The sequence below is a fragment of the Geodermatophilus sp. URMC 62 genome (genome assembly GCF_052931475.1).
Map to the genome: position 1 here is coordinate 5,157,866 of NZ_JBRFHY010000001.1, position 19,593 is coordinate 5,177,458.

General features: G+C 76.4%; 18 protein-coding genes. 10 read left to right on the forward strand and 8 right to left on the reverse strand.

The annotated features are described in order from the left end of the window. Positions 1 to 36: 36 nt before the first annotated feature. The 3 genes from ACU616_RS24715 to ACU616_RS24725 are packed head-to-tail and all read right to left on the reverse strand — an operon-like array spanning position 37 to position 5,503. A complete protein-coding gene (locus tag ACU616_RS24715) occupies positions 37 to 378 on the reverse strand; it encodes a Rieske (2Fe-2S) protein (protein ID WP_446761035.1) in 342 nt (113 codons plus the stop codon). Beyond that, entirely contained in the window at positions 375 to 2,903 is a 2,529-nt protein-coding gene (gene nirB, locus ACU616_RS24720) for a nitrite reductase large subunit NirB (RefSeq protein ID WP_446761036.1), read from the reverse strand. The genes ACU616_RS24715 and nirB overlap by 4 nt, the downstream gene beginning before the upstream one ends. Continuing rightward, positions 2,903 to 5,503 carry a molybdopterin oxidoreductase family protein gene (locus ACU616_RS24725; RefSeq protein ID WP_446761037.1) on the reverse strand — a complete coding sequence of 867 codons (2,601 nt, stop codon included), beginning with the start codon at positions 5,501 to 5,503 and terminating at the stop codon, positions 2,903 to 2,905. The genes nirB and ACU616_RS24725 overlap by 1 nt, the downstream gene beginning before the upstream one ends. Positions 5,504 to 5,678: 175 nt before the next feature. Here ACU616_RS24725 and ACU616_RS24730 point away from each other — a divergent pair, with 175 nt between their 5' ends. The 5 genes from ACU616_RS24730 to ACU616_RS24750 all read left to right on the forward strand — a co-directional run bounded on the left by ACU616_RS24730 (position 5,679) and on the right by ACU616_RS24750 (position 10,110). Beyond that, positions 5,679 to 6,500 carry a TetR/AcrR family transcriptional regulator gene (locus tag ACU616_RS24730; RefSeq protein ID WP_446761038.1) on the forward strand — a complete coding sequence of 274 codons (822 nt, stop codon included), beginning with the start codon at positions 5,679 to 5,681 and terminating at the stop codon, positions 6,498 to 6,500. A gap of 127 nt (positions 6,501 to 6,627) precedes the next feature. Continuing rightward, on the forward strand, positions 6,628 to 7,611 hold the full coding sequence (locus ACU616_RS24735) for a DUF2382 domain-containing protein (protein ID WP_446761039.1): 984 nt from the start codon (positions 6,628 to 6,630) through the stop codon (positions 7,609 to 7,611). Between the two features lie 152 nt (positions 7,612 to 7,763). After that, complete coding sequence (locus ACU616_RS24740; protein WP_446761040.1) at positions 7,764 to 8,408, forward strand: N-acetyltransferase; 645 nt, start codon at positions 7,764 to 7,766, stop codon at positions 8,406 to 8,408. A gap of 98 nt (positions 8,409 to 8,506) precedes the next feature. After that, positions 8,507 to 8,854 carry a YciI family protein gene (locus ACU616_RS24745; protein WP_446761041.1) on the forward strand — a complete coding sequence of 116 codons (348 nt, stop codon included), beginning with the start codon at positions 8,507 to 8,509 and terminating at the stop codon, positions 8,852 to 8,854. A 2-nt stretch (positions 8,855 to 8,856) separates the two neighbouring features. Continuing rightward, positions 8,857 to 10,110, forward strand: coding sequence for an RNA polymerase sigma factor (locus ACU616_RS24750; protein ID WP_446761042.1), 1,254 nt, complete (start codon positions 8,857 to 8,859; stop codon positions 10,108 to 10,110). Here ACU616_RS24750 and arfB read toward each other — a convergent pair. Together arfB and yidD are read right to left on the reverse strand one after the other, a co-directional pair. Continuing rightward, positions 10,082 to 10,522, reverse strand: a complete 441-nt coding sequence (arfB, locus tag ACU616_RS24755; protein ID WP_446761043.1) for an alternative ribosome rescue aminoacyl-tRNA hydrolase ArfB — start codon at positions 10,520 to 10,522, stop codon at positions 10,082 to 10,084. The two genes, ACU616_RS24750 and arfB, sit on opposite strands and share 29 nt — an antisense overlap. An 87-nt stretch (positions 10,523 to 10,609) precedes the next feature. Next, positions 10,610 to 11,143: a membrane protein insertion efficiency factor YidD gene (yidD, locus tag ACU616_RS24760; RefSeq protein WP_446761044.1), complete on the reverse strand. Its 534-nt coding sequence runs from the start codon at positions 11,141 to 11,143 to the stop codon at positions 10,610 to 10,612. 47 nt (positions 11,144 to 11,190) lie between these two features. On the opposite strand from yidD, the gene mmuM reads away from it, so the two are divergent. Beyond that, complete coding sequence (gene mmuM, locus ACU616_RS24765; protein ID WP_446761045.1) at positions 11,191 to 12,138, forward strand: homocysteine S-methyltransferase; 948 nt, start codon at positions 11,191 to 11,193, stop codon at positions 12,136 to 12,138. Between the two features lie 78 nt (positions 12,139 to 12,216). Here the strand turns inward: mmuM and ACU616_RS24770 are convergent, their stop codons facing one another. Both ACU616_RS24770 and ACU616_RS24775 read right to left on the reverse strand, forming a co-directional pair. Continuing rightward, positions 12,217 to 13,074, reverse strand: coding sequence for an SDR family oxidoreductase (locus ACU616_RS24770; RefSeq protein WP_446761046.1), 858 nt, complete (start codon positions 13,072 to 13,074; stop codon positions 12,217 to 12,219). Positions 13,075 to 13,207: 133 nt separating this feature from the next. After that, positions 13,208 to 13,336 (reverse strand): hypothetical protein, encoded by a 129-nt coding sequence (locus tag ACU616_RS24775; RefSeq protein WP_446761047.1) that lies wholly within the window; start codon positions 13,334 to 13,336, stop codon positions 13,208 to 13,210. 158 nt (positions 13,337 to 13,494) lie between these two features. Between ACU616_RS24775 and ACU616_RS24780 the strand changes: the two genes are divergently transcribed. From ACU616_RS24780 to ACU616_RS24795, 4 genes are all read left to right on the forward strand, one after another. Then, positions 13,495 to 16,044 carry a DEAD/DEAH box helicase gene (locus tag ACU616_RS24780; protein WP_446761048.1) on the forward strand — a complete coding sequence of 850 codons (2,550 nt, stop codon included), beginning with the start codon at positions 13,495 to 13,497 and terminating at the stop codon, positions 16,042 to 16,044. 166 nt (positions 16,045 to 16,210) lie between these two features. Next, positions 16,211 to 16,993, forward strand: a complete 783-nt coding sequence (locus ACU616_RS24785; RefSeq protein WP_446761049.1) for a sulfite exporter TauE/SafE family protein — start codon at positions 16,211 to 16,213, stop codon at positions 16,991 to 16,993. Continuing rightward, complete coding sequence (locus ACU616_RS24790) at positions 16,990 to 17,754, forward strand: sulfite exporter TauE/SafE family protein (RefSeq protein ID WP_446761050.1); 765 nt, start codon at positions 16,990 to 16,992, stop codon at positions 17,752 to 17,754. Before ACU616_RS24785 ends, ACU616_RS24790 begins: the two co-directional genes overlap by 4 nt. Positions 17,755 to 17,859: 105 nt before the next feature. After that, positions 17,860 to 18,603, forward strand: a complete 744-nt coding sequence (locus ACU616_RS24795; protein WP_446761051.1) for a hypothetical protein — start codon at positions 17,860 to 17,862, stop codon at positions 18,601 to 18,603. 56 nt (positions 18,604 to 18,659) lie between these two features. On the opposite strand, the gene ACU616_RS24800 is transcribed toward ACU616_RS24795, so the two are convergent. After that, positions 18,660 to 19,490, reverse strand: a complete 831-nt coding sequence (locus ACU616_RS24800) for a hypothetical protein (protein WP_446761052.1) — start codon at positions 19,488 to 19,490, stop codon at positions 18,660 to 18,662. Between the last annotated feature and the right edge of the window lie 103 nt (positions 19,491 to 19,593).

Genomic DNA, 19,593 nt, shown 5'->3' on the forward strand with positions numbered 1-19,593 from the left:
CGCGGCGGCTCCGACCGCGGAGTGGGCGCACGGCGCTCAGGCGTCGACGACGAGCAGGCCGTCGACCTCGCGCACCGGGTAGCGGCGCACCGGGTCCACGCCGCCGGTCGAGGACCCGTCGCTCCACCGGAACGCGTACAGGTGCAGCGGGCAGACGAGCACGTCCGGGTCGGTCTGCCCGTCGGCCAGCGGCCCGCCGGCGTGCGGGCAGGCGGCCTGGGTGGCGTGCAGCGACCCGTCGCGCAGCCGGAAGACGGCGACCTGCACCCCGCCCGCGACGAACGCCCGCCCCTCCCCCGGCGGCACGTCCTCGGCCCGCCCGACCGTGTGGGCCCGGACGCCGGGAGGCGCGACGGGCCGGGTGTCGGTGACGCTCACCGGACCGGCACCTGCGGCAGCGGGAGCAGCGGCAGCGCGGGCCGGAACTGCCCCGGCGTCGCCGGCTCGGGACCGTCCTGGCCCCACGGGTCGGTGTAGGCGTCGATGGAGCGCTGCAGCGCGGCGTCGAGGTCGGCGCAGGTCCCCTCGGCGTCCTCGACCACCACCGAGCGGATCCGCTCCAGCCCCACCCGCGGCACGAAGTCGTAGGTCCGCTCGAGCCAGTTGGCGTTCTCCCGGTAGTACTGCACGAACCGGCCGGCCAGGGTGAGCACCTCCTCCGGGGAGCCGACGGTGGCCAGCAGGTCGCCCTTGCGCACCGAGGCGCCGGCGGCCCCGCCGACGTACACCTCCCAGCGGTCGCTGCCGACCGCGACGACGCCGACGTCCTTGACGTAGGCCTCCGCGCAGTTCCGCGGGCACCCGACGACGGCCATCTTGATCTTGGCGGGGCTCTCGATGCCCTGGAAGCGCGTCTCCATCGCGATGCCCAGGGCCGTGGAGTCGCCGAGGCCGAAGCGGCAGAAGTCGCTGCCCACGCAGGTCTTCACCGTCCGCATGGTCTTGCCGTAGGCGTATCCCGACGGCATGCCGAGGTCGGCCCACATCGCCGGCAGGTCCTCCTTGCGGACGCCGAGCAGGTCGATGCGCTGGCCGCCGGTGACCTTCACCATCGGCACCTCGTACTGCTCGGCCACGTCGGCGATCCGCCGCAGCTGGGCCGGCGTCGTGACGCCGCCCTTCATCTGCGGGACGACGGAGAAGGTGCCGTCGCGCTGGATGTTGGCGTGCACGCGGTCGTTGATGAACTCGCCGTCCTTCTCGGGGAGGAAGTCCACCCCCCACACCGTCTTGAGCAGCGAGGTCAGGCCCATCTTCGACCGGGCGTCCTCCTTGCCTCCGGGGGCGAGCGCGGCGAACACGTCCGACACGCTGCGCAGGTCCCGCTCCCGGATGGCGGCCACGAGGTCGGGCTTGGCCAGCGGGACGCCGGGCACGTAGTACGAGGCGGCAGGGTCCTCGGCGACGTCGCCGTCGGCGGCCCACTCCACGACCTGCTTCACCAGGGCCTTGCAGGAGCCGCAGCCCTTGCCGGCGCGGGTGCGGTCCATGACCGCCCCGACGCTGCTGCACCCGTCGGCCACCGCCCCGCAGATGGCGCCCTTGGTGACGCCGTTGCAGTTGCAGACCTGCGAGTCGGCCGGCATGTCCGCGACACCGACCTCCTCCCTGCCGTCGGAGAGGTCGACCAGCAGCCGGATCCGCTCCTCCGGCAGCGGGCTGCCGCGGTCGAGGGCCTGGGTGAGGTAGGCGACCTTGCGGGTGTCGCCGAGCAGCGTGGCGCCGACCAGCCGGTCGTCGCGGACCACCACCGACAGGTGCACGCCCCGCCGCGGCTCGGAGATGACCAGGAACTCGTCGGAGTCCCGCTCAGGGGTGGTCAGGCCCATGGTGGCGACGTCGACCCCGGCGACCTTGAGCTTGGTCGCCGTCCGGCTGCCGTGGTACTCCGCCGTCGGGTCGGCGCCGGTGAGCACGTCGGCGAGCACGGTCGCGTGCTCCCAGGCGGGCGCGACCAGGCCGTAGACCGAGCCGCGGTGCTGGGCGCACTCGCCGATGGCGTAGACGTCGGGGTCGTCGGTGCGCAGCTGGTCGTCGACGACGACGCCGCGCTCGACCTCCAGCCCCGACCGGACGGCGACGTCGGTGTGCGGGCGGACGCCGGCGGCGACGACCAGCAGGTCGCAGTCCAGCCGCCGCCCGTCCTTGAGCAGCACGCCCTCGACGTGCCCGTCGCCGAGCACCTCGGTGGCCAGCACGTCGAGGTGCACGGTGATGCCGAGGGACTCCACGCTGCGCTTCAGGATGGCTCCGGCCTCGGCGTCGAGCTGGGCGTTCATCAGCCACGGCATGGCGTGCACGAGCTGCACCTGCAGCCCGTGGCCCTGCAGCGCGCGGGCGGCCTCCAGCCCGAGCAGCCCGCCGCCCAGGACGACGGCCCGCCGGCACCGGCCGACCGCGTCGAGCATCGCGCGGGTCTCGTCGATGGTGCGGAACCCGTACACGCCGGGCAGCAGGCTGCCGTCCTCGCGCCGGACCCCGGTCATCGGCGGCACGAACGAGTACGAGCCGGTGGCCAGCACCAGGTGGTCGTAGGGGACGGCGGTCCCGTCGGAGGTGTGGGCGAGCTTGGCGGCGGTGTCGAGCCGCTCGACCCGGACGCCGGCCCGCAGCTGCACCCCGTTGTCGGCGTACCAGTCGTGGCTGTTGAGGACGATCTCGTCCTCGCTGGTCTCCCCGGCCAGCACGGGGCTGAGCATGATCCGGTTGTAGTTGCCGTGCGGCTCGTCGCCGAGCACGGTGATGCGGAACTGCTCGCCGCCGCCGCGCTCGAGCACCTCCTCGACCAGGCGGGCGCCGGCCATGCCGTTGCCGACGACGACCAGGCGGGCGCGGGGGTCGAGGTCGTCGTCGTCCATGCGCAGCGAGGTGAGCCCGTCGAGGCGGCCACCGAGGACGGTCATCAGACCTCCACCAGCCCGAGGTCGACGACCAGCTCGCCGGTCACGCCCGCGGGTGCGGCGGCGTGCAGCTCGACCACGCAGCCGCCGGGGAGGTCCTCGACCACCCGCAGCGGCACGTGCACGTCCCCCTTGGCGCCGATCGGGAACCAGCGCACCGGATCGCCGTCGCGCACCAGCAGGACGTAGACGAGCTCGGCGGTGGAGTTGCCGCCGCGGAAGTACAGGGCCTGGGCGGTGGCGCCGGCCGGCACCTGGTAGCGCAGGGCGGGATCGACCGGCCCGGGTTTGCCCAGACCCTCGCCGGTCAGCGGGAACACGCCTTGCAGGAACTTCGGGCTGCTTCTCACGGGATGGCTCCTCCTCGGGCTCCGGGACGGGGTCCGTGGTGCGGGGGGTGCGGGTCGGGTGTGCGGCTGCGGGGCGGGCTGGGTCGCGGCGTCCGGCGCGGGGATGCGCTCCTCGGGGCCGCCGACCCGGCGGACGGCGACGGCGCAGACCTTGAAGGCGGGCATCCGGCTGAGCGGGTCGAGCGCGGGGTCGGTGAGCGCGTTGGCGCTGGAGCCACCGCCCCAGTGGAAGGGCGCGAAGACGACGTCGGGCCGGATCGCGTCGGTGACCGTCGCGGTGAAGCGGGCGCAGCCGCGGCGGGTGGCCAGCTCGACGACGTCGTCGTGGGCGACGCCCAGCCGGCGGGCCAGGTCGGGGTGGAGCTCCGCCCGGGGGGTGGGCGCCACCAGCGCCAGGCTCCGCGATCGGCGGGTCTGGGTGCCCGACTGGTACTGCGCGAGCACCCGGCCGGTGGTCAGCACGTACGGGTACTCGGCGTCCGGGCGCTCGTGCGCCTCGACGTGGTGCACCGGCACGAAGCGGGCGCGGCCGTCGGGGGTGGCGAACCGCTCGGTGAACAGCCGGGGCGTCCCGGGGTGGTCGGGCTCGTCGTCCGGGGCGGCGGGGCAGGGCCAGAAGACGCCCTGCTCGGCGTCGATGCGGTCGTAGCTGATGCCCGAGTAGTCCGCCGTCCCCCCGGCGCTGGCCCGGCCGAGCTCGGCGAAGACGGCCTCGGGGTCGGCCGAGAAGCCCGGTACCCCCAGCCGGCCGGCCAGCTCGGCGAGCAGCCGCAGGTCGTCGCGGACGCCCTCGGGCGGGTCGAGCGCCTGCCGGCGGCGGATGACCCGGCCCTCGAGGTTGGTCATCGTCCCGGCCTCCTCGGCCCACATCGCGCTGGGCAGCACGACGTCGGCGAGCTCGGCGGTCTCGGAGAGGAAGAAGTCGCTGACGGCGAGGAACTCCAGGTCGCGCAGCCGGCTGAGCACGCGGCGGGCGTCGGGGGCGGAGACGGCGACGTTGCTGGCGAGCACCAGCAGCGTGCGGACGCCGCCGTCGGTGCCCAGGGCGTCGAGCAGCTCGAAGGCGCTGCGGCCGGGCCGCGGCAGCTCGTCGGGGTCGACGCCCCAGACGGCGGCGACGTGCGCGCGGGCGGCGGGGTCGTCGAGCCGGCGGTAGCCGGGCAGCTGGTCGGCCTTCTGCCCGTGCTCGCGGCCGCCCTGCCCGTTGCCCTGGCCGGTCACGGTGCCCCAGCCGCTGCCGGGGCGGCCGGGCAGCCCGAGAGCGAGCGCCAGGTCGATCCAGGCGGTGGCGGTGTCGGTGCCGCTGCGGTGCTGCTCGGCGCCGCGGGCGGTGAGCACGATCGCCTTCTCCGCGCGGGCCAGGGCCCGGACGACTTGCCGCTGCTGGGCGACGGGCACGCCGGTGATCCGCTCCACCCGGTCGGGCCAGTAGCCGGCGACGGCGTCCCGGACGGCGGCGAAGCCGGTGGTGCGCGCGGCGACGTACGCCTCGTCGACCAGCCCCTCGGCGACCGCGACGTGCAGCAGCCCGTTGGCCAGCGCCAGGTCGGTGCCCGGCAGCGGCTGCAGGTGCAGCCCGGCGAGGCGGGCGGTCGCCGTCCGCCGCGGGTCGACGACGACGTGCATGGCGCCGCGCGCCCGGCCGGCCTCCAGGTGCGCCACCGCCGGCGGCATCGTGTCGGCCGGGTTGCTGCCGACCAGCACGACGACGTCGGCCTCGGCGACGTCGGACAGCGGGAAGGGCAGCCCGCGGTCGAGGCCGAAGGCGCGCACGGCCGCGCCCGCCGCCGAGGACATGCAGAACCGGCCGTTGTAGTCGATGGCACTGGTGCGCAGCGCGACGCGGGCGAACTTCCCGAACTGGTAGGCCTGCTCGTTGGTCAGCCCGCCACCGCCGAAGCAGCCGACGGCGTCGCGGCCGTGGGTGTCCTGGGTGCGGCGGACGGCGGCCACCACGCGGTCGAGCGCCTCGTCCCAGGTGGACTCGACCAGCGGGCTGGTGCGGTCGCCCGGCACCGCGCGCACCAGCGGGCGGGTCAGCCGCTCGGGGTGGTCGAGCAGCTCGGGCGCCGACCAGCCCTTCGAGCACAGCCCGCCGCGGTTGGTCGGGAAGTCCAGCGGCACCACGGCGGGCGGCCGGTCGCCGGCGGTCACCGCCATGCCGCACTGCAGCGAGCAGTAGGGGCAGTGGGTGGCGGTGGTCCGGGTGCGGGGACCGGCCGGGGCGAGGGCTCCGGGAACTGCGGCGGGCACGTCCCCGAGCCTGCGGGGGCCCGGTTTCCCCGCAGCGGCACCGGCGTCAACCCTGCGTTCCGGTGACCTCACCGGCGGCCGGATCGGGCGGTGCGGCCGAGGTCACCCCGGCGTGCCGCGCCAGGACGCGCCGGTACCGGGCCTCGCCGTCGTCCCGGCAGGTCACGATGGACGCGTGCAGGGTGAGCTCCCCGACGACGCGCCGCCCGGCGCCTCCGTCTCCTCCTCCCCCGGAGACCTCCCCGACCCCGACAGCCCGGCGGCGCGCGGCGCCGCCGCCGCGGTGCTGCCGGCCGGTCCCCCGTCGACCGGGCGCACGCCGCTGGACCGCCGGCGGGTCCTCGGCGCGGCGGTCGAGTACATCGACCGGCACGGCCTCGCCGCGCTGACCATGCGCCGGCTGGGTGCCGCGCTGGACGTGGAGGCCATGGCGCTCTACCGCTACGTGCCCGGCCGCGAGCAGCTGCTCGACGGCGTCGTCGAGACGGTCATCGACGAGCTCTACGGCGACCCGGAGGTGCACCTGCAGGCCGCGCACGGGTGGCAGGACTACCTGCAGCGGCTGGCGCACGGCGTGCGGCGGATCGCCCTGGCCCACCCGGAGGTCTTCCCGCTCGTGGCCACCCGCCCGCCGGCCGCGCCCTGGGTCCGCCCACCCCTGCGCAGCCTGCGCTGGGTGGAGTCCTTCCTCACCGCGATGACCGGGAGCGGCTTCTCCGACGAGGCGGCCGTGGGTGCCTACCGCGCCTACTCGAGCTTCCTCCTGGGACACCTGCTGCTGGAGGTCTCGCAGAAGGGGGTGGCGATCAACGCGGAGGACGCGTCCGGCGACGGCGCCGCCTCCCCCGGTGCCGACCTGACCTCCTACCCCTCGGTGGTGCGCTTGCAGCCCCTGCTGTCCCGCGACGAGACGGCCGCGGAGTTCGAGGAGGCCCTGGAGAACCTGCTGGACCGCCTGGAGACCGTCCGGCAGGAGGGACGCGCCCCGGGAGACTGAGCGGATCCGGCGGACGGTGTTTACGACGTAAAGACAGGGGCACCCAGAGAGTGGCCCGCTGAGCCCCGGCACGACACGCCGCGAGGGAGCCGGGCCGTCCCACGCACGCCGTCCCCTGAGGAGCACCGTGATCACCGAGCAGCAGATCAGCAGCGTCATCGGCAGCACCGCCGTCGGCCCCGACGGCAAGCACGGCAGCGTCGGCGAGGTCTTCCTCGACGACGAGACCGGCCGCCCCGAGTGGGCCACCGTCCGCACCGGCCTCTTCGGCACCAAGGAGGCCTTCGTGCCCCTGGCCGAGGCCACCGTCGAGGGCGGCGAACTCCGCGTGCCCTACGACAAGAACACGGTCAAGAACGCCCCGCACGTCGACGTCTCCAGCGGGCACCTCTCCCCCCAGGAGGAGGAGGAGCTCTACCGCTACTACCGCGTGGGCACCAGCGGCACCACCACCGGTCAGGCCACGACCGGCACCACCACCGGTCAGGCGACGACCGGCACCACGACCGGCACCACCGGCCGGGACAGCGACCGCGACGGCATCCCGGACTCGCTCGAGGGCCGCGCCACCACCGGCCGCCAGGACCTCAGCGGCCAGGCCGGCACCGTGGGCCGCGACACCTCCGGCCCCACCACCGACAACGCCATGACCCGCTCCGAGGAGCACCTCGAGGTGGGCACCCAGCGCGTCGAGGCCGGCCGCGCCCGCCTGCGCAAGTACGTCGTGACCGAGACCGAGACGGCCACCGTGCCGGTCTCGCACGAGCAGGTCCGCGTCGAGCGCGAGCCCATCACCGACGCCAACATCGGCAACGCCCTCGACGGGCCGGCCATCTCCGAGGAGGAGCACGAAGTCACGCTGCACGCCGAGCGCCCCGTCGTCTCCAAGGAGGCCACGCCGGTCGAGCGGGTCCGCCTCGACACCGAGACCGTGACCGGTCAGGAGACCGTCAGCGGCGACGTGCGCAAGGAGCAGATCGAGGTCGACACCGACGCCGCCACCACCGGCACCCGCGGCACCACGACCGGGACCACCGGTCGCGACGACCGCGGCCTGACCCAGAAGGCCAAGGACGCCCTCGACCGCGACAACGACGGCAAGATCGGGTAAGGACCCCCTGGCCCCACCGCTCGCGCGCTCGCGGCGGGACCCTGCAGGGCCCCCGACGGGGCCGGTCCTCTCCGAGGGCCGGCCCCGTCGTCGTGTCCGGGCCCGGTCGTGCGGGTCCGGCGTCGGCGCGGCGCGCGTGGTCTGATCGGGTCATGAGCGACCCCGGGCCGACCGTCCACATCGGCGTCCCCGTCGTCCGGCCGGCCGAGCCGCGCGACGTCCCGCGGATCGCCGCCACCCTGACCGTGGCGTTCGCCGAGTCGCGCTGGGTGCGGTGGGCGCTGCCCGACGACGGACGCACCCAGCGGCTGACCCGCCTCGCCGAGCTCGACGGGCACCGCGGCGTCGCCACCGGCACCACGTGGGTGAGCGAGGACGTCGACGCCGTCGCCTCCTGGGACGCCCCGGCGGGCGCGGCGACACCGGTGCCCGCCGACGTCCGCGCGGCACTGGAGCGCGAGGTGCCCCGCCTGCACGCCGACCGCGCCGACGCCGTCGCCCGCACCGAGGAGCAGCTGGCCGCGGCGCTCCCCGGCGGGCCGCACTGGCGGCTGCGGGCGCTGGCCACCCGGCCGCGCTCGCGCCGGCGCGGGCTGGGCGGCGCGGTGCTCGAGCCGGTGCTGCGGCGCTGCGACGAGGACGGGGTGCCCGCGGCGCTCGTGGCGCCGGCGTGGGCGGTCGTGCGGTTCGCCCGCGGGCTGGGCTTCGAGGTGGTGCAGGCGACCCGCTCGGCCGACGGCCGGCTGCCGCTGTGGGTGGTCGTGCGGCCGCCCGGCGTGCCGATGCCGGAGCTGTAGGAACTCCCCGCGGCACGCTGTCGCTCCGTGGCGTCCCCGTTCGTACAGGGGGTGAGCGGACCGGCGAGGGGCCGGCCCGCCGGACCCGAGGAGGAGCGATGGCTCTCTACCTGCTCGCGATGCACCAGCCCGTCGGACCCGCACCGGACGCGGAGTTCCTCGCGAAGGTCATGGCCGACCTCGACGCGCTGCGCCGCGACATGGAGGCCGCCGGGGCGTGGGTGTTCGCCGGTGGCCTGCACGACCCCGACGCCTCGACGGTCGTGCGGCCGGTCGACGGCGACGTGCTGGTCACCGACGGTCCCTACGCCGAGGGCAAGGAGCACCTCGGCGGGTTCACCGTCGTCGACGCCCCCGACCTCGACGCCGCCCTCGAGTGGGGACGGCGGACGGCGCTGGCCAGCGGCCTGCCGATCGAGGTGCGGCCGTTCCGGCAGCGCCCCTGACCGTGGCCCCGGACGTCGAGGCGGTCTTCCGCGAGTCCTACGGGCGCGCGGTCGCCGTCCTCACCCGCCTCCTCGGCGACATCGACGCCGCCGAGGAGGCGGTGCAGGACGCGTTCCTCACCGCACTGCAGCGCTGGCCGGCCGACGGCGTGCCGCCGAGCCCGGCCGGCTGGATCGTCACCACCGCCCGCAACCGGGCGATCGACCGCGTGCGCCGGGAGTCCACCCGGACCGAGCGGTACCTGCGGGCCGCCACCGAGGCCGCCCTGCTCGCCGGACCCGATGAGCCGCCCGAGGAGGGCGCCGTGCGCGACGACCGGCTCCGCATGCTGTTCACCTGCTGCCACCCCGCCCTGGCCCCGGCCGCCCGGGTCGCGCTGACCCTGCGGCTGGTCGGCGGTCTCACCACCGCCGAGATCGCGCACGCGTTCCTCGTCCCCGAGGCCACGATGGCGCAGCGCCTGGTCCGGGCCAAGGCCAAGATCCGCGATGCGCGCATCCCCTACCGGGTGCCGCAGGACGCCGACCTGCCCGACCGCCTGCGCGGTGTCCTCGCCGTCGTCTACCTGGTCTTCACCGAGGGCCACACGGCCTCCTCCGGTGACCGGCTGGTGCGCACCGACCTGTGTGCCGAGGCGATCCGGCTGGGTCGCGCGCTGGCCGAGCTGATGCCCGACGAGCCCGAGGTGCACGGCCTGCTGGCGCTGATGCTGCTGGTCGAGTCCCGCCGGGCCGCCCGGGTCACGCCCTCCGGGGAGCTCGTGCCGCTGCCCGAGCAGGACCGGCGCCGCTGGGACGCCGGGCTCGTCGCCGAGGGGCAGGAGCTGGTGCGGCGCTGCCTGCGCCGCAACGCGCCGGGGCCCTACCAGGTGCAGGCGGCCATCCAGGCGGTGCACAGCGACGCCCCGACCGCCGCGGACACCGACTGGCGGCAGGTCGTCGCGCTCTACGACCACCTGATGGCGCTCGCCCCCTCCCCGGTGGTGGCACTGAACCGGGCGGTGGCCGTGGCGGAGGTCCTCGGACCCGCGGCGGGGCTGGCCCTGGTCGACGCGCTGGACCTGCCGCGACACCACCTGCTGCCCGCCGTCCGGGCCGACCTGCTGCGCCGGCTGGGCCGCACCGCCGAGGCCGCCGCGGCCTACGACGAGGCGGCCGCGCTGGCCGGCAACGCCACCGAGCGGGCGTTCCTGCAGCGGCGGCGGGCGGAGCTCGGGTGGGAGGGTCCTAGTCCCACCGCCGGCGGGAGCGCTTGAGCTCGCCGCGCTGCTTCTTCGCCGAGATCCGCCGCTCCTGCGAGCCCCTCGTCGGCTTCGTGCGGCGCCGGGCCGGGGGCGGCGGGGCCAGCGCCGCGCGCAGGACGGCGGCCAGTCGCTCGCGGGCGGCCTGCCGGTTGCGCAGCTGCTGGCGGTGCTCGCTCGCGGTGACGGTCAGGACGCCGTCCACCAGCCGGCCGGCCAGCCGCTCGGCCAGGCGGGCCCGCTGGGCGTCGGTGAGGCCGGGGACCTCGAGCGGCGCCACCGACAGCTCGACCCGGGAGTCGGCGGTGTTGACGCCCTGCCCCCCGGGCCCGGACGAGCGGGAGAACCGCCACGACAGGGCGCCCGCGGGCACGGCGAGGGAGCCGGTGACCGGGAGGTCACCGGTGGTCTCGTCGCCGGCGGGCACGGGAGGAGTCTGACCGGGCGCGTCGCGGGCCTGCGCCCGGGCCCCCGCGAGCCGGTCGTTCCCGGCCCCGTCGGGGGCGGCGTGGGCTCAGGCGGCGGTGGGCACCGGGTCGGCGCCCCCGGCCGCACCCGGGCGGCAGCGGACCAGCCGGCGCAGCGTCAGCCAGCCGCCCCGCCGGGCGCCGTGCCGCTCGAGCGCCTCGACGGCGTAGGCCGAGCAGGTCGGGCTGAACGAGCAGCACGGCGGGCGCTTCGGGCTGACCTCGCGCTGGTAGACGCGGACGGCGGCGACCATCCGCTCGGCCACCCGCGAGCCGCGGGCCCCGGTGCCGGCGCGGTGCACGTGCCGCACCGTCGTCGGGACGAGGAACAGCCCGTCCATGCCGCAGCCGATGGCGTTGGCCAGGCAGCAGCCGGTGTTGAGGAACAGCAGGTCGCGCAGGCAGCCGCCGTCGCGGTCGTCGCGGTAGCGGCCGCGGTACCCGTAGCCCGGCGGCGGGCCGTAGCCGCGGCCGTACCCCGGGCCGTAACCACCTCCCCAGCCGCCTCCCCAGCCCGGCCGGGGGCCGTACCCGCGGCGGCGGCGTCGCGGCCCCCAGTTGCTGCTCCAGATGAACACCATGGGCCGATCCTCGGGGGCAGCCGCCGGGCGCGCAGGCCGGGCGCACGATGGACGGCGTGCTGCCGCCCCTCGCCGACGCGCTCGCCGCCGGTCCCGTCGTCCTCGACGGCGGCCTGTCCACCGAGCTGGAGGCCCGTGGGCACGACGTGTCCTCGGCGCTGTGGTCGGCGCGGCTGCTGCGCGACGAGCCGGAGGCCGTCGTGGCCGCGCACGCCGCCTTCGCCGCCGCCGGCGCGCAGGTGGCGACGACGGCCAGCTACCAGGCGACCGTCGAGGGCTTCGGCGCCGCCGGTGTCGGGCGGGACGAGGCGCTGGCGCTGGTGGCCCGCTCGGTGGAACTGGCGCGGCGCGGGGCGCCCGGGGGGTGGGTGGCCGGCTCGGTGGGACCGTACGGCGCGGCCCTGGCCGACGGCTCGGAGTACACCGGCGGCTACGCGGCCGAGGTGGGCGTCGCCCGGCTGCGGGCCTTCCACCGGCCGCGGATGGCCGTGCTGGCCGAGGCCGGCGCCGACGTCCTGGCCTGCGAGACGGTGCCGGCCGCCGCCGAGGCCGAGGCGCTGCTGGCCGAGGCGGAGGCGCTGGGGGTGCCGGTGTGGCTGTCGCTGACCACCGTCGTCGACGCGGCGGGGGTGGCGCGCACCCGGCGGGGGGAGCCGGCCGCCGACGTGTTCGCGATGGCCCGCGGCGTCGGCGCGGTGGTCGCCGTCGGCGTCAACTGCACCGACCCGGCGGCCGTGGGCCCGGCGCTGGCGGCCGCGGCCACGGCCGGGGTCCCGCTGGTCGCCTACCCGAACAGCGGCGAGGGCTGGGACGCCGTCGCCCGGCGGTGGACCGGCAGCGGCGGGGTCGACCCGGCCGCCGTCCCGGGGTGGCTGGACGCCGGCGCCCGGCTGGTCGGGGGGTGCTGCCGCGTGGGCCCGGCCGGCATCGCCACGCTGGCCCGGACGGTCACCGCCCGGCGACGACCGGGGCCCGGCGATGATCAGGGTCCCTGATCGTCGTGCGTCCTCCCTCACCGTGCACCGTGAGGGAGGACGCGCTGGGATCAGGTCCCCTGATCATCGCGGCGGCCCTCAGAGGATCGGGTTGCCCCCGGTGACGGCGACGCGGGCGCCCGACACGTAGGACGCCTCGTCGCTGGCCAGCAGCACGTAGACCGGCGCGAGCTCGGCCGGCTGCGCGGCGCGGCCCAGCGGCACCTGCTGGCCGAAGCTGGCCACCTTCTCCTCCGGCATGGTCGCCGGGATGAGCGGGGTCCACACCGGCCCGGGGGCGACGCTGTTGGCCCGGATGCCCTTCTCGGCGTAGAGCTGGGCGAGGCTGGCGGTGAAGTTCGCGATGCCGGCCTTGGTCATCGCGTAGACGGCGAGCGAGGGGCTCGGCATGTCCGAGTTGACCGACGAGGAGTTGATGATCGAGGACCCCGGCTGCATGTGCGGGACCGCGTCCTTGCACAGCGTGAACATCGCGCCCAGGTTCAGTCCGACGGTGAGGTCGAACTCCTCGTCGGAGATCTCCTCGAGCGTGTCGTGGCTCATCTGGTAGGCCGCGTTGTTGACCAGGATGTCGACCCCGCCGAGCTCCTCGAGCGCCTTCGGGATGATCGTCTTGGCGTGGCTGCGGTCGGAGAGGTCACCGGCGACCAGGACGCACCTGCGGCCGGCCTCCTCGACGTACTTGGCGGTGTCCCGCGCGTCCTCGTGCTCGTCGAGGTAGGAGATCAGGACGTCGGCGCCCTCCCGGGCGAACGCGATGGCGACCGCGCGGCCGATGCCGCTGTCGCCGCCGGTGATGACCGCGCGCTTGCCGGTCAGCCGCCCGGACCCGCGGTAGCTCTCCTCACCGTGGTCGGGCTTGGGGTCCATCTCGCCGAGGGTGCCCGGCGGGGTCTGCTGCTGCTCGGGCTGGGACTCGGGGCGGGGTGACGACACGGGTGCTCCTCCGGGTGGGGTGCGCTGCCCCGGGGGTCGTCTCCCCCCGTGGCGCGTCGTCGTCCCGCCTACCCGGTCGCACCCGGCCGGAACCCGGGGCCCGGGTCGAGGGGCCCGCGGGCCGGCCGCCGGGTCAGGCCGGCCCGGGGAGCTGCCGGGCCCCGGCCGCCGCGGGCACGTGCCAGCGCATCTCCAGGTGCCGGCGACCCTCCCGGCCGACGACGGGCACCCAGCGGACCAGCGGACGTTCCTCGACGCGCACCGTGCAGCCACCTCTCGTTCACCTGCCGTTCACCTTCTCCCGGGAGGACGGCGGACACCAGCACCGGCCGCAGGTGTCGTGACCGGATCGTGACCTGCCGCGTCCCGGTGTCCCGGCAGCGGGAAGGCACCGGCGGTCGGGCACGCTGTTGAGTCACGATGACCGCGACCGCGCCCCTCCCCCTGCTCGACGACCCCGGCGACCTCACGGCGCTGCGGGGTCGCGGCGCCGACCCCGACGAGCTGTTCACCTCCTTCGCCGCGTGGGCGGAGGCCGGCGGCACGCCGCTGTACGCGCACCAGGAGGAGGCGCTGATCGAGCTGGTCAGCGGCGCCAACGTCGTCCTGTCCACGCCGACCGGCTCGGGCAAGTCGCTGGTGGCCACCGGCGCGCAGTACGCCGCACTGGCCGCCGGGCGGCGCAGCTTCTACACCGCGCCGATCAAGGCCCTGGTCAGCGAGAAGTTCTTCGCACTGTGCGGCGTCTTCGGCGCGGCCAACGTCGGGATGCTCACCGGCGACGCGAGCGTCAACGCCGGCGCCCCGGTCATCGCCTGCACCGCCGAGGTGCTGGCCAACGTCGCGCTGCGCGAGGGCGCCGACGCCGACGTCGGCCTGGTCGTCATGGACGAGTTCCACTTCTACGGCGACCCCGACCGCGGCTGGGCCTGGCAGGTGCCGCTGCTGGAGCTCACCGACGCGCAGTTCCTGCTGATGAGCGCCACCCTCGGCGACACCGGCTGGCTGCGCGAGGACCTCACCCGCCGCACCGGCCGCCCCACCGCGCTGGTCGCGAGCGCCGAGCGCCCCGTCCCGCTGCACCACTACTACGCGACGACGCCGGCCCACGAGACGATCCAGGAGCTGCTCGACACGAGGCAGGCGCCGGTCTACGTCGTCCACTTCACCCAGGCCGCGGCGCTGGAGCGCGCGCAGGCGCTGATGAGCGTCAACGTGTGCACCAAGGAGGAGAAGGCGGCGATCGCCGAGACGATCGGCGGGTTCCGCTTCTCCTCGGCCTTCGGGACGACGCTGTCGCGGCTGGTGCGCCACGGCATCGGCGTCCACCACGCCGGGATGCTGCCCAAGTACCGGCGGCTGGTCGAGACGCTGGCCCAGGCCGGGCTGCTCAAGGTCATCTGCGGCACCGACACCCTCGGCGTCGGCATCAACGTGCCGATCCGCACCGTCGCGTTCTCCGCGCTGAGCAAGTACGACGGCTCCCGCACGCGGCTGCTCAACGCGCGCGAGTTCCACCAGATCGCCGGGCGGGCCGGCCGCGCGGGCTACGACACGGCCGGCACCGTCGTCGTGCAGGCGCCCGAGCACGAGGTGGAGAACCTGCGGCAGTTCGCCAAGGTCGCCGACGACCCGAAGAAGCGCCGCAAGCTCGTGCGCCGCAAGGCGCCCGAGGGCATGGTGCCGTGGTCGGAGGCGACCATGAGGCGGCTGGTCGAGGCCGAGCCCGAGGCGCTGACCAGCCACTTCCAGGTCACCACCGGCATGGTGCTCAACGTCGTCGCCCGGCCCGGCGACCCGGTGGCGGCGATGCGCCACCTGCTCACCGACAACCACGAGCCGCGCAGGCGGCAGCTGCGCCACGTCCGGGAGGCGATCGGCATCGCCCGGTCGCTGCTGCAGGCCGGCGTCCTGGAGCGGCTCGACGAGCCCGAGCCCGACGGACGGCGGCACCGGCTGACGGTCGACCTGCCCCCGGACTTCGCGCTCAACCAGCCGCTGTCGACGTTCGCGCTGGCCGCCATCGACCTGCTCGACCCGGCGTCGGACACCTACGCGCTCGACGTCGTCAGCGTCCTGGAGGCCACCCTCGACGACCCGCGGCAGGTGCTCGCCGCGCAGCTGAACAAGGCCCGCGGTGAGGCCGTGGCGCAGATGAAGGCCGAGGGCATCGAGTACGACGAGCGGATCGAGCTGCTCGAGGAGGTCACCTACCCGAAGCCGCTGGCCGAGCTGCTCGAGCACGCCTTCGCCGTGTACGTGCAGAGCAACCCCTGGGCCGCCGACGCCCACCTGTCGCCGAAGTCGGTCGTCCGCGAGATGTGGGAGCGGGCGATGACCTTCAAGGAGTTCGTCTCCACCTACGGGCTGACCCGGGCCGAGGGCGCGGTGCTGCGCTACCTCTCCGACGCGGTCAAGGCGCTGCGCAACGGGGTGCCCACCGCCGCGCGCACCGACGAGGTCACCGACCTCGTCGAGTGGCTGGGCGAGCTGGTGCGCCAGGTCGACTCCTCGCTGCTCGACGAGTGGGAGCAGCTGACCAGCCCGGACTCGGCGATCGACGAGCCGGTCGCCGTCCCGACCCGCGCCCGCCCGCTGACCGGCAACGAGCGGGCGTTCACCGCGATGGTCCGCAACGCGCTGTTCGCCCGGGTGCAGCTGTGGGCCCGGCGGCGCTGGTACGACCTCGGGGAGCTCGACGCGGGCTCCGGGTGGGACGCCGAGCGCTGGGGCGAGGTGGTGCGGGCCTACTTCGCCGAGCACGACGAGGTGGGCACCGGCGCCGACGCCCGCGGCCCGGCGCTGCTGATCTGGGACAGGAGCGAGCCCGGCGTGTGGCGGGTGCGGCAGATCGTCGACGACCCCGCCGGCGACCACGACTGGGGCATCGACGCCGAGGTCGACCTCGGGGCCTCCGACGAGGAGGGCGCGGTCGTGCTGCGCGTCGTCGACGCCGGCCGCAAGGACTGAGCACCTCGTCGGCCCACCGGCCGACACCGCGTCCCGGTGCCGTTCCCGACCGTCGCCGATCCGCTGCCCGCGTCCCGGTCGGGCGCCCCTCCGGGGCCCCGCGACCGGTCCACCCCGGTTGCCTGCCGTCCCCGACCGACGTGTCACGCTTCCACCCGGTGGACGCGTGACCGGGTGGGAGATGCTCGCGGTCGCCGCCGCAGGACTGGCCGCGGGCTCGATCAACGCCGTCGTCGGCTCGGGGACGCTGGTGACCTTCCCCGTGCTGCTGGCCACCGGCCTGCCGCCGGTGACCGCGACCGTGTCGAACACCCTGGGCCTGGTGCCGGGCAGCGTCAGCGGCGCGATCGGCTACCGCCGCGAGCTGGCCGGCCAGCGCGGCCTGCTGCTGCGGCTGCTTCCGGCCTCGGTGCTCGGCGCGCTCACCGGCGCCGTCCTGCTGCTGCACCTGCCCGCCGCGGCGTTCGAGGCGGTGGTGCCCGCGCTGGTGGGGCTGGCCGTCGTGCTGGTCGCCGTCCAGCCGCTGCTGACCCGCCGGCTGGCCGCCCGGCGCGCCGCGGCCGGGACGCCGGCGCCCCGGCCGCACGGGTGGCGGCTGGCCGGCCTGGTCGGCGCGGCGTACGGCACCGGCAGCTACGGCGGCTACTTCGCCGCCAGCCAGGGAGTCCTGCAGATCGGCGTGTTCGGGCTGCTGCTGGCCGAGCCGCTGCAGCGGCTCAACGCGGTGAAGAACGTGCTGACGTCGGCGGTCAACGCCGTCGCCGCGCTGGCCTACGTCGTCGTCGCCACCGACCGGGTCGACTGGACCGCCGCCGCGCTGGTGGCCGGGGGCTCGGCGGTGGGCGGCACGGTCGGTGCCCGCTACGGCCGCCGGCTGCCCTCGGCGGTGCTGCGGACGGCCATCATCGTGCTCGGTTGCGTCGCCATCGGCGTGCTGGTGACCCGGTGAGCGTGCTGGAGTGGGTCCTGCTCGTCCTGGCCGGGGTGGGCGCGGGGCTGGCCGGCAGCGTCGCCGGGCTCGCGTCGCTGGTGAGCTACCCCGCGCTGCTGGCCACCGGCCTGCCGCCGGTGACGGCGAACGTGACCAACACCGTCGCGCTGGTGCTCACCAGCGTCGGCTCGATCAGCGCCTCGCGGCCGGAGCTGGCCGGCCAGGGACGGCGGCTGGCGCCGCTGGTGGGCGCGGCGGTCCTGGGCGGGGCGGCGGGCGCCGCGCTGCTGCTGCTCACCCCGGCCGAGGCCTTCGCGCAGGTGGTGCCGTGGCTGATCGGCGGCGCCGCGCTGGCCATCCTCCTGCAGCGCCCGCCGGGTGAGCTGGCCACCGAGGGCCGGAGGGTGCACGGGCGGCGGGACCCGTGGTGGCTGGCGCCCGGCACCGGCGTCATCGGCGTCTACGGCGGCTACTTCGGCGCGGCGGCCGGTGTGCTGCTCCTGGCGCTCGTGCTGCTCGGCACCGGTGAGGGCCTGCCACGCAGCAACGCGGTCAAGAACGTCGTCCTCGGCACGGCCAACGCGGTGGCCGCCGTCGGCTTCGTGGTGCTGTCCCCGGTGGCCTGGAGCGCGGCGCTGCCGCTGGCGCTGGGCTGCCTGGCCGGGGGCCGGCTCGGCCCCCGGCTGGTGCGCCGGGCGCCGCAGGCGGCGCTGCGCCGGCTCATCGCCCTGGCCGGCCTCGGGCTGGCCGTGGTGCTGGCCGTGGACGCCTACGGCTGACCCGGGTGGTGTGCGCGGGCACGAGAGGCCAGGCTGTCCCCGGGGGTCTGACCTGGCGACTTCCGGTGGACGACCAGGGACGACGGAACGAGAGGACGGCGGACGGTGGAGACGAGTGACGCGGCGGGTCGCTTCCTCGAGGCGCTGCGCGAGCCCGCGCAGCCGGGCGAGGACGGTCCCGAGATGGTCCCCTCACGGCTGTCCCGGGCCTGCGCGCAGGCCGTCCAGGTCGATGGCGCCGCGCTGAGCATCCACGAGGGGGCGGGCCTGCGGACGCCGATCGGCGCCAGCGACTCGACCACCGCACACGCCGAGCAGCTGCAGTTCACCGCCGGCGACGGCCCGTGCCTGCGCGCGCACGACACCGGCAGCGCCATCGTCTTCGACCTCGACGACATCGCCCGCAACTGGCCCAGCCTGCACGCCGCCCTGCTCGGCGACACGCCCTACCGCGCCGTCTTCTCGGTGCCGCTCGCGCCGCCGCTGGGGCCCACCGTCATCGTCGACCTCTACGCGCGCGAGCTGGAGACGCTCACCAAGGTCCCGCGGGACGACGTCGAGTCGGTCGTGGTGACGCTGACGGAGGAGCTGGTGCGGTCCGCCGGGGCCGTGGCGGGCGACGAGAGCTCCGGCCGCTGGTGGGACTCGCCGGCCGCGCGGCGGCGCAGCCGCGTGTGGCAGGCCACCGGGATCGCGACGGTCGCCCTCGGCATGGACGTCGTGGACACCCTGGCCGTGCTGCGCGCCCACGCCTTCGCCACCGGCCGGGTGGTCGACGACGTCGCCGACGACATCGTCGCGGGCCGCCTCGACCCCGCGGACCTGCGCGAGGACGCCCGCGGCAGGTGAGCGCCCGCGCCCCGGCGGGTGCCGACGACGCGGCCGGCCGGGGTCGGCGGCCGGGGTCAGCGGCCGACGTAGGCGGCCAGGAAGAGCACGAAGGCACTGCTGCCCAGCAGCAGCCGTGCGGGGGTGAGCCCGTTGATCAGGCTCGCGGTGGCCTCCACCCACGCCGGCCGGACGGCGGCCTCGCGGGCGCCGCGGCGCACCAGCCGGACCTCGTCGGCCAGCAGCGCGGCGGCCGCGCCGAGCATGGTCAGCCCGATGACGAGGAAGACCAGCGCCAGCCCCTCACCGAAGGCGTCGGCGCGCCCGCGCAGCAGCAGGACGGCGACCAGCCCGGCGACCAGGCCGAGGGTCGCCCCGGCGGCCGGCGCCCACGGGCCCATCCGCGTGAGCGGGTCGCGGCGGTGGGGCCGCGGCGCCGCGGGGCGGGCGGTCACCGGCCCGGTCGCGTGCGGCCCGGTGCCCTCGCCCGGTGCGGCGGGCCCGTCCGCCGGGACCGGCGCCCCCGGTCCGGCCGGGATCGCCGGCCCGACCGCGGTGGACGGGCGCGGCGGGGAGGGCGGACCGGCCACCGGACCCGGCGCGGAACCGACTCCCGGCGGCGTGCCCGGGCCACCGGGCACGCCGGCCGGACCACCGGGCACGCCCGCCGGGCCACCGGGTACGCCCGCCGGGCCACCGGGTGCGCCGGCCGGGCCACCGGGTACGCCGGCCGGGCCGCCCTGCCCGCCGGGGCCTGCGGACGCGCCGACGGCGGTCGCGCCGGCCGGCCCGGGGTGCGCCGCGGCGGGTGCGTCGGCCGGGCCGGCGGCGGCCGGGACGGTCACCGGTGCGGTGGGCGGCCCGGACGGGACGGGAGCGGACGGGACGGGAGCGGCGGGATCGGACATCCCGGCCACGCTAGGCGCGCCCTCCGGCGCTCCCGGACAGGCCCCCCGGGCGCGGCGGTCCGGACCCGCGGCCGACCGCGTGGTCACGGCGCGCGGCCACGCG

Bases quoted from the DNA above. Each gene is read 5' to 3' on its own strand.
- mmuM (WP_446761045.1), top strand. From the start codon at position 11,191: ATGGACGGCGTGCTGCCGCCCCTCGCCGACGCGCTCGCCGCCGGTCCC.
- nirB (WP_446761036.1), bottom strand. From the start codon at position 2,903: ATGACCGTCCTCGGTGGCCGCCTCGACGGGCTCACCTCGCTGCGCATG.
- ACU616_RS24800 (WP_446761052.1), bottom strand. From the start codon at position 19,490: ATGTCCGATCCCGCCGCTCCCGTCCCGTCCGCTCCCGTCCCGTCCGGG.
- ACU616_RS24780 (WP_446761048.1), top strand. From the start codon at position 13,495: ATGACCGCGACCGCGCCCCTCCCCCTGCTCGACGACCCCGGCGACCTC.
- ACU616_RS24745 (WP_446761041.1), top strand. From the start codon at position 8,507: ATGGCTCTCTACCTGCTCGCGATGCACCAGCCCGTCGGACCCGCACCG.
- yidD (WP_446761044.1), bottom strand. From the start codon at position 11,143: ATGGTGTTCATCTGGAGCAGCAACTGGGGGCCGCGACGCCGCCGCCGC.
- ACU616_RS24740 (WP_446761040.1), top strand. From the start codon at position 7,764: ATGAGCGACCCCGGGCCGACCGTCCACATCGGCGTCCCCGTCGTCCGG.